The organism is Olivibacter ginsenosidimutans (assembly GCF_039542865.1).
In the GTDB taxonomy this organism is placed as follows: domain Bacteria; phylum Bacteroidota; class Bacteroidia; order Sphingobacteriales; family Sphingobacteriaceae; genus Olivibacter; species Olivibacter ginsenosidimutans.
This window is the reverse complement of record NZ_BAABIQ010000022.1, coordinates 1-11408: the sequence shown is the minus strand read 5'-3', so window position 1 is coordinate 11408 and position 11408 is coordinate 1. Positions and strand designations below refer to the sequence as shown.

Sequence of the window (11408 nt, the reverse complement as noted above, 5' to 3'; positions counted from 1 at the left end):
GACCAGCGCAAGCATTCTTTCTGTTTTTTCCATCGCTCTGTTTTTTTATAACAAAGCTAAATCACTAATCAACCGATCGCAATATGTAATTGGTAGGGCGGATACTACAGGTGGGGGTTATGAAGAAATCGGAAGCCTTTACGGTTTTCAACTTTTAGTAAAAACGGAAATGTCGCAAAAAGACGGTGTGGATATTCGGGTAAACCGTTTTCTGATTCAGGGAGAGGGAAATATTAAATACACCTACAATAACGGTATTATAGCCAAAGATGAAAAATTGGCATCAATGAATTTTCTCAACGCATTGGAAAAACTACCAGTTTACATTGAACAAGAACAAAAGAAAATTGCTGAAATACAAAAAGATCTGCCTATTCTTCATGAAGTAGTAAACGGTACTTGGTGTAAGGAGATGCGGTTGAGCGAACTCAAAACGGAGTTGGCTTCTGTGGAGCGAAAAATACAGTTGTCAATCACTCCTGAACCTTCCGAAGATGCACCAAAAGCAATTATTGATAAATCGACAAATAAAGAGCGATCGTCCATACGATTGTGATTTTGAAAATAGTTACCTCTCATCTTGTTCATCCATCTTTTTTAAAAGACTTTCATGAATGGTATCCAAAAATTTCGTCCGATTAAGTTTCCTGTTTTTCAATTCTAGATAAGTACGGTAGAAATCACCGAGATCGATATTGCAGAAACTTTCAAAGCTTTGCACAATTAATTTTATATCTGACTTGCCGTTCTCAAATACACCTTGGGCATGGAGAGCGTAAATAAGCTCAGTTAAATCAGTTTTACTAGCTGTCCACGTCAACATTGAACTCTCGCTTTTTCTTTGCTTGGTTATACTATTGAGTTGATCTTCAATGTAAACCTGTATAAGGTCATTGGCTATTATTTTAGCAACTTTATAATCGTGAGAAGTAGAAAATCGATGATCTGCCTCAAAATAAAATGTGTCTAACCACAGTCTTATATCATGTTTTTCACGTACAAAAAAATTCTCGTCAAGAAATGAATTATGGCTTCTATAATATTTGTAGAAATCAAGATTATTATCAAAAAACCTTTTTAGTTTTTTTAGTTCTTTGGTAAAATATTTCCTTATGCACTTAGTCCCGTATGGCTTTTTTGTTTCAATTTTATAAATGGCATTATAGTAGATAAGTTTTGAAACAATAACGGGTTTTTGGTGCTTGAAAAAATTAATTTCTTCCTGAAGATTTTTAAATCCATTTTCTAAGGTGTGGATTTTAATTTCCGACAGATATTTTAATATAACGTTTATAGCAGCTTCAGATAATAAAATTTGGCAATTAAACTCTCTAAACAATTTATCCAACTCATTATCTAGCTGCTCTAACTTTTCAGCATAAAAGTTCTTCATATGCACTACTTTTCATTATTTAACTTTTGTTATAGTTGTTAAATTTAAAACAGCTCTCCCTCGCATTTTACCGTTATATATTGTTTCGATATATTCAGGCAGTTCATTAAGGCTTATTTCTTTTGGTAAATCATTAAGCTGTTGGGGCTTCCAATCTCCACCCAAACTTTCCCATACCGGAAGCCTTTTTTCCAGTGGAATTTCAACACTGTCGATTCCAATTAATTGAACGCCTTTAAGAATAAAGGGGAAAACGGTTGTGTTCAATTCCCCACCGTTTACCATTCCGCAAGTCGTAACAACACCATCATAGGAAAGGCTTTTAATTAATGTCGCCAAAATGTTTCCACCCACAGTATCAATAGCGGCAGCAAATCGAGGTTTAAGCAATGCTTTACCACTTTTGTCTTCAAAATCCTGTCTTGAAATAATTTCTGATGCCCCCAAGGATTTCAAAAAAGGAATTGCTTCTTCCTTTGAACTGATTGATGCAACCTGAAATCCCAATTTCGATAAAATAGCAACCGCCACAGAACCAACTCCGCCTGTTGCTCCGCTTACAGCAACGATTCCTTTTTTAGGTGTGATGCCATTGCGAAGTAGTGCCTGCACCGAAAGACCTGCGGTAAAACCTGCTGTCCCGTAGATCATAGCTTCTTTGGCAGAAAGACCTTCTGGTAATTTTATAACCCAATTTTCAGGCACAATAATATATTGACCAAATCCGCCGTTGGTATTCATTCCCAAATCAAAACCTGTGACAATTACCGAATCACCGGTTTTCCAAAGTTTAGAGTTAGAAGATGATACTGTTCCTGCTGCATCTACTCCTGGAACGTGTGGGTATTCTCGGGTTACTCCTTTATTTCCTTTCGCAGATAAGGCGTCTTTATAATTAAGTGAACTGTATTCAACTTTTATCAATACATATCCATCTGGAACTCCTTCAATTTCTTTCTCCACGATTGCTGAGGTAAATACATTATCTTCTTCTTTCACCTCAAAGGCTAAATATCTTGTTGTCATATCATTATTTTTTTAGTTGTTCAAGTGTTTGTAGATATTCTTGATTTCTCTTGGAGTTATATGTGTCGGCAATGGCCAATACCAGTACAAAAAGAAGAAAAGCAAGACTCATCCCTTTCCAATAATAACTGCGTGAGAATAACATCGCCCCTGTCAACAAAATGATCAATACAAAAAATGAAATGAAGGCATATTTAAAAGAAACGTTCATTACTTTCTCCATCCTGTTGATTTCAGTTTGTTTTAATTGTTCAGTCTGTTCCAGCTTTCTGTTGCTGAGGCCGTCTATCATTTTTATATTATATTGTCGATTTGCAAGTAATATGCTTATAATCAACACACCTGCAATCATTAAACCTAGCCCCAAACCTTTTGAAATTTGATTTTCTGATAAAAATTGCCAAAAAAGAAAACCGATTACAACGAATACAATCCCCACGGGTATGGTATATTCTGCTGCAGATTTTTCTGCCGTATAATATTGATAGATGAGATCTAACATGTTGTATAATTAATTGATTTTAAAATTAATAGGTTGCCGCACCATTTCTGTTTTGAAATTCAAGCGATTTAAAACGCTGATTTTGGTTAAGTAACTCCACATCGTATCCGGTTTTTTCATCCACTGATATCAGGACTTCAGCATCCTTTAAGACACCGGTCATCAAGTGGCCTGCAAACTTTTTATCTTGAGAAATAAAATGAAAATGAAATGGTGACAAGTCGATATTGCTCATTACGGAAGGGGTAAAATAGCCCACCATTGTTCCTTTTAACATTTTGGCATTATATTGAGGTCGTGTTTCCATTAGGGTCGCCAATGCGGTTGTATCTGTTGCAGGGATAGGATCTGCACCACCAACTGTAATCTCGTTCCATATGCCTTCTACCTTTATTGCATACGGTAAATTTTTTGAGGGAAGCATTGCTAAAATTTGCTTCTGCAACTCTTCAAAGTTTCCTGAAAAACGGATGCTTTTCTTTTGCTCTGCTTTGAAAAAACTTAAAGAAGTAAATGGGGATTTCAACGTATCGGCTGCCACTTCTACCAATCCTGATGGTGGGATTCTATAGATCACACCATCCAAAGCTATAAGTTCTCCATTGAGATGGTTAAATGTTCCCAGCCCGAAATCGCCGTGGTTCTTAAGCTCTTCCACCGTGTGTGTGCCTTCATAAATGCCTCGTCTCATGGCGTCAATGATGGAATAATGCCAAACTTTATCGTGATTGGCATCAACAGTGCTTACCGTTTTATCCGAAGGGTTACTGCAAGATAGCAATGAAATAATTCCCGCAACCGGCATTACTAATTTGTTGATTTTTGTGTTCATATTATTCAATGATTTTAATTTTGTCAGTATATCGTTCTTTAACGGGTGGATTTTCTGCGGGATAGCCTAAGGCGATGTTGATGGCTACTTCATAATCTTCAGGAATATTCAAGGCAGCAAGCAAATCTTTATTTTCTTCCCGGTTCATTACGGGCACTACAGTTCCAAGTGGGCAGGTTCCAAGTCCTGTAGCGTGAGCTGCCAAAAGTATATTTTGCAAAATGATACCGCAGTCCAGACTGCTCACGGGATTATTTTTATCCCTGGCAATCACAATGAATACTGGTGCATGATGAAAAATACTAAATCCTGGTTCTTTGTAATTAGCAGCACTCCCTTGAAAAGTTTTCCCTTCGGCGTATTTCAAAAATCTATTGTTCAGTTCCGTTAGCCATTGTTCATTTTTAACGACCCTAATTTGCCAAGGCTGTTTGTTTAACGAAGAGGGAGCGTAAATGGCGTACTTCATAATGGTATCAATTTGTGCATTGCTCACATTTTGTGGTGTAAATTTCCGGATCGCTCTTCGGGTAATCATGTTATCAAGAATTGCCTTTTGGCTATCGCCAGTGTAGGTTTTGGTAACCACTTCATCTTGACAAGATTGAAGGGTAATCAGTAAAATAATGAGTGAGAATAAATGTCGCATAGCTATATATTTAAAATAATTCATTTGTTTTAAATTGATGGTGATAATAAAATTTTAAAATGGTATACAAGGCAAAGAGATAAATCAGGTAATGGATAAGATTGGCCTTACGCAAACTAATGATAGCAAAGCAGGCTAACAAGATAATTAGTGTTTGCTTTGCAATAGTTTCCCATTTTATAAACCCTCTGTCGGGTTTATGTCCCCAGGCAGTTGGCATAAACAAGGAGTTTATTTGTGCAGAAAATGCATTCATTAGCAAAATGCCGTAAGACAAATACACATTATTGATACCACTAGACAACATTACTGCCACTACAACACCTAGCATTGCTCCGAAATATATTTTTGCCTTGGCCTGAGTTGGACTTGTAGGCATATCTGTTGCCATAAAGATGGCTCCCAATAGGAGACCACCTAAAGAAAAATTGGCACTTCCTTCGATAGGTAAGATATTTTGTATCAGCATCAAACTGAAAAGGAAAACCACAGGAATGTGCCAACTTATCCTACTTCGCAACAGCAGATATATTCCACCAAGTGCGAGTGCCAACAAAGAATATTCGCCCAATGCTCCCGAAGGGTTGTATATTAAAGTACTTAGCAGTTCCCTCAATTGAGGATTATCGGTAAGAGTGCGTATGCCCGCATTGGTACTTTCTACAAATAGTTTTGTATTCCATAAAACACCGTCGCTCATAATGGCAGGAAAAAAAGCAGTCATAAATTCTCGCCCTACTAACGCTGGGTTGAATATGTTTTTACCCAAACCTCCCCATAAAATCTTTCCAAATAAAATTGCCAAAATACCTCCAAAAACAACAAGATACCAAGGTGTTAAAGGCGATAAAGTAAAAGCCAACAACAAAGCTGTAATGACAGCAGCACCATCTGGAAGCCATTTTCTTCTGTTCAAAAACAAGTAGCCAAACAGTAAATCAGTAATGACGCAGGATAGTAAACTATATCCTAAAACTGTAGTAGCTCTTGTACCAAAAGCATAAATAGCGACAGCAGCTAAAGGAACAAGTGCTATAATTACGTCCAGCATCACAGCTTGTATATTTGTTTTGGCTGTTATAAATGGAGATACCTTCATACTAACATTGTTTTTCCGGTTTTAATATCTTGCACTAACGGTATATTGGATGGGCAGATATACGCACAGGCACCGCATTCTATGCAATCGTTGAGATGAAATCTCTTAAGGCTATTTGCATCTCTTCGTTCAACATTTCTTGAAAATTCCATTGGTAAAAGGTTCTGGGGACACACTTCGACGCAATAACCACATCCAATACAGCTTTCGGTTTTATTCGTTTTTTTCTTCAATCTAATCAGGCCCCCACTGCCTTTATGGACAGAAGTTTTTTCATCTTTTACAAGCTTTCCCATCATCGGACCACCTATAATCATTGAAAATGGCAAACTTGTTTCGGGGAAAAATGATGCTGAAATTTCAGCAATTGTAGTTCCTAATGGTATCCAGTAATTTTTTCCACTATTAGTGTGCTCATCATATAAGGTTACTATACGCCGTACGTATGGAATTCCTTTAAATACTGCGTTGTACATTGCGATAACAGTAGCAACATTACTTACCAGGATTCCCTCTTTGGAAGGAATAGTCCCTTTTTTTAGTTCTTTTCCTGTTGTAGACTTTATCAGTTGTAATTCACCTCCCTGCGGATAGAAATCAGGTAATAGTTTTATTTTTCCCTCGACATTAAAATGCTTGAACGCTTTTTCCAGTAGAGGTTTTAATGATTTGTGCATTCGCTCAATACCGAGAATAATCGTTTGTATCTTGTAAAGGTGCTGTATAAAATGGAGTGTTTGCGAAATTTCGTTGGCATAGCTTTTCATTAATGCATAGTCAGCTGAGAGATAGGGCTCGCATTCTGCGCCGTTAATAATAAGCGTGTCGATTTGACCTTCGTTCACATTATACTTTGCCGCTGTAGGAAATCGGGCACCACCACTTCCTTCAATACCATTATCCTGAAGTAGCTGTATGAAATCTGAAATTTGAGTTGGTAAACTATTTTTTGCATCGACCTCTTCATCCAAAAAATCATTGAAAAGCTCAAGGAATGGCTCACCATTTATGATGATTAGCTCACCAATATATCCTGAAACTGGTGCGTGAATATTACCTCCGAAAATGCCTTCTTTTTGTGCTAACTTTTGGTGTTTTAAAACACGATCGCCTTTCTGAACTATTACCTCCAACTCGCCACCAAATGCTGAAAGTGGTAGGTGTAATATTTTAGAGGGAGAAAAAGTTTCAATTTCTACATCTTTGTAAAGATTCTTTTTATCGGGTATATGTAACATAGGCTTGTACCATTTTTAGCATTCGATAAATACAGGAATTCCAGCAGGCATTGCATCATTAATTACATAATACTTCAGCTTATCTTTGAATGCTTGTTTCAAATTTTCATTTACTTTTTTATCTGTATCATTCGCCATGAGGACAGTAGATATTACATCTCCGTAAAAAGCAGAAGAGGTGAGCGTTACTGCTTGATAGTTTAATGAAGGCCAACCTGTTGCAACATTGATAATATGACTATACTGCTTATCATCGATAGTTATAAAACTGCTTTTTCGTCCAGATAAGGAAAGGCATTCATTGCTCAGGTGGATTTGAAACCAAGAGCCATCTTCTAAAGTTGGATGAGGAATATTAATTTTCCAATATGGATGCCCTTGGTCATTCATCGCATAAATCGTACTTCCTCCCGCATTAATAAGAGCATCTGTAACGCCTTTCGCCTTCAGAAAAGCAACTACCTGATCAACCGCATAAGCCTTAATAAAAGAACCTGTAATCAATTCGTTTCCTCTCGTAAGTTTTACCTGATTATCCTTTATAGATACCACATTACCTTTAAGTTGTTCTGTGAGCAGAGCTATTTGATCGAAAGACGGCAGGCTGCAACTTCTATTTTGATAAAATCCCCAAAGTCGTAATAATGGCATTACAGCTACATTGTATATTCCATTGGAAATTGACTTCATTTTATCAAGCTCATTTAACAGCCAAATAGTGGTTTCATCAACCTCTACCCAGTTTCCTGCATTTTTATTTATTCTATCAAAGTAAGAGCCTTGACTGTATGAATTATATTGTTCATCAATGCTTTTTAATAACTCAAAACATTGATCAATCAAAGTTTCCGCTCCGGGTTGAAGAGGTATTTTAATCTTGATATGGCAATAAAAAACAAACCTGGTTTCAGTAAGGTATTGTTTAGTTGCTCTCTGATGCGTTTTCTGCAATATCTCCATCTTCTACCTTTTTTACATTTCTTTTATAACTATTAAAATCTATATGGCCCAGCCTCACGACTTCAAAATACAAGTTTGGATTTTTGAAACTTTTTTGAAGGCTATCATAATCTAATTTTTGCGTTTCAAAACGCAGTTCATTCGGATTTTGCGACTTGGTTTCTGCTATCTTCTTTCGCATATACCAATCATCAATCCATCCATACAGCAAATCCTTCCTGCTAAGACCAAGCAGGAAGGTTGCGATGATAAAAAGGAATAAACCTTTCAGTTTTGATTTCATAAGCCCTGATTTTTTAAAATTCTCTTCGCTGCATCCGATGCAACAACCAGTCCGCCCGCCAGCATTATAATATCCTTTATAACCAATCTGCCTGCACCCGACAGATAGGGAAATCCGTGCTCGGCACCTCCCAAATTAGGCACATAGGCTTCAGGAGTTGTAATCAGAAAGGAAAGTGTAACCAGAGACATCCCGAAAGTGAGTAAACCGCCCAGTAAACCTATTTTTGGAAACCAGATTCCCAGCAGTGTTAGTAAACCGATAATAACGATAATAGTTCCCAATCCGTAGGAGAATATGTATGTTCCGTTTTCTGTATGCCATTCGATATTTTGGGGCACTACTTCGCCTTCTTTGTTTTTATGCGCTTTGTATTCTTCAGGATGATTATAGAAAAAGCTCATTACGGGACTGTTGGCTACAAAGGGAACGATGCCGTCTGCTTCATATTGGAAGGCTTTCAAGCCACCAATCCAAGCCATCACAATGAAAATGGCTATCCTGGTGAAATTGATAAAAACCTTTTGGCTGTCAGCTAGAATTTGGATAATGCTTTTCATCGTTTAAATTTTAATTCTCAACACTTTAAACGGCTTTTTAAACTGCACTACCCCCTCGTGAAACCAAGGCATCAACTGAATTTGCGAATTGGAAATGTATAAATATCCATCTTCAGAAATGCTGTAACTGTCTGGCCAGATCAGTTGTTCATCATCCTTTACAATCGTCTGCATTTTCAAATCCGGAGTAATTTTTACGATTGAATTCTGCTCCAAATCTCCAAAATATAGATTCCCTTTTTTGTCGAAGATCATTCCGTCCGTTGTGACGAATTTTCCTAAATCTTCTACACTTTTGTTTAAAACAGTCTCAGTTGTCTTAAAATCTCTCAACAAATCGGTTTTAATTCTATACAAACGGTTATCTGTAAGCGGCTTGTAGTACACATATTGATTATCGGGAGTGAGCGCAATACCATCTGAATTCACTTTAAGTGAAGAACCGTCACCTTTTTTAAGCTCCGTCCCCAATGGAGAAAAATGATAATTCGGGTCAGATTTTACAGAAGGGGAATTGGCTAAAACCAATCTTGATTCTCCTGTGTTAATATTCAAAACAATGATTCCACCTGTATTTGAATTGCTTAAGTAAGCAAAACCATTTTCATTATCCACCCGGATATCGTTGATGTAAACATCTTCTCGTACTACATTTTCTGGAAATCTGTATATTTTCTCGATTTTATTAGTGGCTAAATTTATTTTAACCACTTTACTGCTGTGCTGGTATACTTTTCCAAGCCCGATTCCTGCTGCATCTACCACCCAAAGAAATCCTTTGTCATCAGTCACCACTGCTTGAACGCATACAAATTTATTTTGGCCATCTTCACCTTTTTTAAAGCTATTCCATTCAGCATCGGGATAAGGAACTGGTTTTCCATCTTTCACCTCAACCACTGAATAGGAATGCGAATCCAGCCAATAAGGATAATTCACAAAAACTCGGTTGTCTTTTGCTACAGCAACACCTGTTAATTGATAAGTACTGTCTGCAAAAACTTCTTCTAAAATTGGCTTTTGTTCAGCAACCTGCTCAATTGTGTTTTCTTGAGCATCGGCTTTGGTTGATGAATTATTATTGCAAGCTGTAAACAATGTGACCAACATTGCAATAGCCGTTAAATATGTCAATTTCATAATTTTAAATTTTGATTTAAAGCGTTATCACTATTTTACCCACCGTTCTGCCCGTTTCCTGCTCCAAATGAGCTTCTCTCATTTGTTCGAAAGGAAAAACCTTTGAAACATGAGGTTTTACAGCACCACTTTCCAAGAAAGAAGCAATCTGTTTCATATCCTCACCGCTGGATTGTACTAGAATGAAATAACCTTTCACTCCTTTAGAGTTTGCCTTTGAAGTGACCTCTTCATTCAATCCTGTCGGAATACTGATGATAGAACCACCTTCTTTGGTCACTTCAAGAGAATGGTCGATATTATCTCCTCCAATCGTATCCAACACAAAATCAAAAGTTCTGCCCGCTGATTTCCAGTCGAAACCGTGATAGTCGATATGTGAATCTGCACCTAGGCCCAAGACAAAATCTTTGTTTTTAGCGGAAGAAGTTCCCGTTACTTTCGCTCCCAAATGTTTGGCAATCTGTACCGCGATATGCCCAACTCCACCTGATGCGGCGTGAACCAAAACGTTTTGCCCTTCCTGAATATTCGCATTGTGAACCAAAGCCTGATACGCCGTAAGCGCAACCAAAGTGGAAGCTGCAGCATCTTCAAAAGAGATATTTTTTGGTTTTAATGCCAGTTGATTGGCTGGAACCGCTACAAATTCTGCATACGCTTTTCCGTGTCCGGGAAAATTAACCATTCCGAAAACTTCATCGCCTATTTTAAAATCTGAACTTTTAGTTTCTTCCACGATCCCGGAAATATCCCAACCCAAAATCAATGGATTTTCTGTTTTTATTCTTCCATAAACGCCTTTTCCAGAACGGCTTTTTGTGTCTACAGGATTAATACTGATAGCTTTTACTTTTATCAATACTTCACCTTCGTTAATGGCAGGTCTCGCCAATTCCACATATTCTAAATTTTCTACGCTTCCTGCTTCTTTTAATATGATTGCTTTCATAATTTTTTTTTAAATGTTATATATGATGTTTGATCTTTTTACTTAGTTATTTAGAGGTTTTGCATTGATTTTCAACTTGTAAATCACAACGGGAAGTTCCACTTTGCTTTTTCCGTTTTGAAATGCCGCCAAACGGTTGAGCTGACCTGTGGGAATCCATAGATAGCCGTTGTCATCAATCCATAAAGCGTCTGCCCAAAGCAATCTTTTGTCTTTAATGACCAGACTTTCTTTTCCTTCTGGTGATATTTTAATGATTTCGCTTTTATTGACATCGCTTACATAAATATTTCCGTCTGCATCGATGGCTGTTCCTCCTGTTGATGGGGTTTTATAGAATAATTCTACTTTCGATGCCAGATCTTTTTCAGATATATTTTCATCATTCAGATATTGCGTTTCCACTCTCCAAAGCGGACCGCTTGCAGGCTGAAAGTAAAGCCATTTCCCATCGGGAGAAATTTCCAATTGGTCTGCGTGGATTCTCACTTCATTTCTTTTTTCATCTTTCATGATTTTCCCTTCCGCTTTTATGGGTAAATTATCCGTGGTTGAAGGTTGATTTTCTAAAACTCTTCTTCCTTTACCTGTCGTTTTATCCAAAATAATTAAAGCCGGTTCTCCCGCATCTGTCAGATAAATGATGTTTCTCGAAATTCTTAGATCATCAATCATTGTTGTCCGGTTAAATTCCCAATGTTCTTACAAAACATGCTTGGTTTCACTTGATCGCTGTTTTTCTGTTTAATGTCGATAGCATGGTCATGTCTGAAA

General features: G+C 37.3%; 14 protein-coding genes. 1 reads left to right on the top strand and 13 read right to left on the bottom strand.

The window, feature by feature from the left end:
• The coding region (locus ABD930_RS08940) for a hypothetical protein (RefSeq protein ID WP_425571120.1) at window positions 1-556 on the top strand (556 nt) is incomplete at its 5' end.
• 12 nt (window positions 557-568) lie between these two features.
• Here the strand turns inward: ABD930_RS08940 and ABD930_RS08935 are convergent.
• Genes ABD930_RS08935 through ABD930_RS08875 form a run of 13 tightly spaced genes read right to left on the bottom strand, consistent with a single transcriptional unit; the run spans window position 569 to window position 11309 of the window.
• Window positions 569-1393, bottom strand: coding sequence for an RteC domain-containing protein (locus ABD930_RS08935; RefSeq protein ID WP_345231375.1), 825 nt, complete (start codon window positions 1391-1393; stop codon window positions 569-571).
• A 15-nt stretch (window positions 1394-1408) separates the two neighbouring features.
• Window positions 1409-2419, bottom strand: coding sequence for a YhdH/YhfP family quinone oxidoreductase (locus ABD930_RS08930; RefSeq protein WP_345231374.1), 1011 nt, complete (start codon window positions 2417-2419; stop codon window positions 1409-1411).
• A gap of 4 nt (window positions 2420-2423) precedes the next feature.
• Entirely contained in the window at window positions 2424-2921 is a 498-nt protein-coding gene (locus ABD930_RS08925; protein ID WP_345231373.1) for a hypothetical protein, read from the bottom strand.
• Window positions 2922-2946: 25 nt separating this feature from the next.
• Window positions 2947-3753, bottom strand: a complete 807-nt coding sequence (locus ABD930_RS08920) for an acetolactate decarboxylase (protein ID WP_345231372.1) — start codon at window positions 3751-3753, stop codon at window positions 2947-2949.
• A gap of 1 nt (window position 3754) precedes the next feature.
• Entirely contained in the window at window positions 3755-4402 is a 648-nt protein-coding gene (locus ABD930_RS08915; RefSeq protein ID WP_345231371.1) for a nitroreductase family protein, read from the bottom strand.
• A gap of 10 nt (window positions 4403-4412) precedes the next feature.
• Window positions 4413-5501 carry an RnfABCDGE type electron transport complex subunit D gene (locus tag ABD930_RS08910; RefSeq protein ID WP_345231370.1) on the bottom strand — a complete coding sequence of 363 codons (1089 nt, stop codon included), beginning with the start codon at window positions 5499-5501 and terminating at the stop codon, window positions 4413-4415.
• Window positions 5498-6739: an RnfABCDGE type electron transport complex subunit C gene (locus ABD930_RS08905; protein ID WP_345231369.1), complete on the bottom strand. Its 1242-nt coding sequence runs from the start codon at window positions 6737-6739 to the stop codon at window positions 5498-5500. Before ABD930_RS08905 ends, ABD930_RS08910 begins: the two co-directional genes overlap by 4 nt.
• Before the next feature lie 15 nt (window positions 6740-6754).
• A complete protein-coding gene (locus tag ABD930_RS08900; protein WP_345231368.1) occupies window positions 6755-7699 on the bottom strand; it encodes an FAD:protein FMN transferase in 945 nt (314 codons plus the stop codon).
• Window positions 7662-7982 carry a hypothetical protein gene (locus ABD930_RS08895; protein ID WP_345231367.1) on the bottom strand — a complete coding sequence of 107 codons (321 nt, stop codon included), beginning with the start codon at window positions 7980-7982 and terminating at the stop codon, window positions 7662-7664. The genes ABD930_RS08900 and ABD930_RS08895 overlap by 38 nt, the downstream gene beginning before the upstream one ends.
• A complete protein-coding gene (gene rclC, locus ABD930_RS08890; RefSeq protein WP_089765057.1) occupies window positions 7979-8542 on the bottom strand; it encodes a reactive chlorine resistance membrane protein RclC in 564 nt (187 codons plus the stop codon). Before rclC ends, ABD930_RS08895 begins: the two co-directional genes overlap by 4 nt.
• A 3-nt stretch (window positions 8543-8545) precedes the next feature.
• Window positions 8546-9682: an L-dopachrome tautomerase-related protein gene (locus ABD930_RS08885; protein WP_089765055.1), complete on the bottom strand. Its 1137-nt coding sequence runs from the start codon at window positions 9680-9682 to the stop codon at window positions 8546-8548.
• 16 nt (window positions 9683-9698) lie between these two features.
• Window positions 9699-10634, bottom strand: a complete 936-nt coding sequence (locus ABD930_RS08880; protein ID WP_345231366.1) for an NADP-dependent oxidoreductase — start codon at window positions 10632-10634, stop codon at window positions 9699-9701.
• A gap of 42 nt (window positions 10635-10676) precedes the next feature.
• Complete coding sequence (locus tag ABD930_RS08875) at window positions 10677-11309, bottom strand: SMP-30/gluconolactonase/LRE family protein (RefSeq protein ID WP_345231365.1); 633 nt, start codon at window positions 11307-11309, stop codon at window positions 10677-10679.
• Between the last annotated feature and the right edge of the window lie 99 nt (window positions 11310-11408).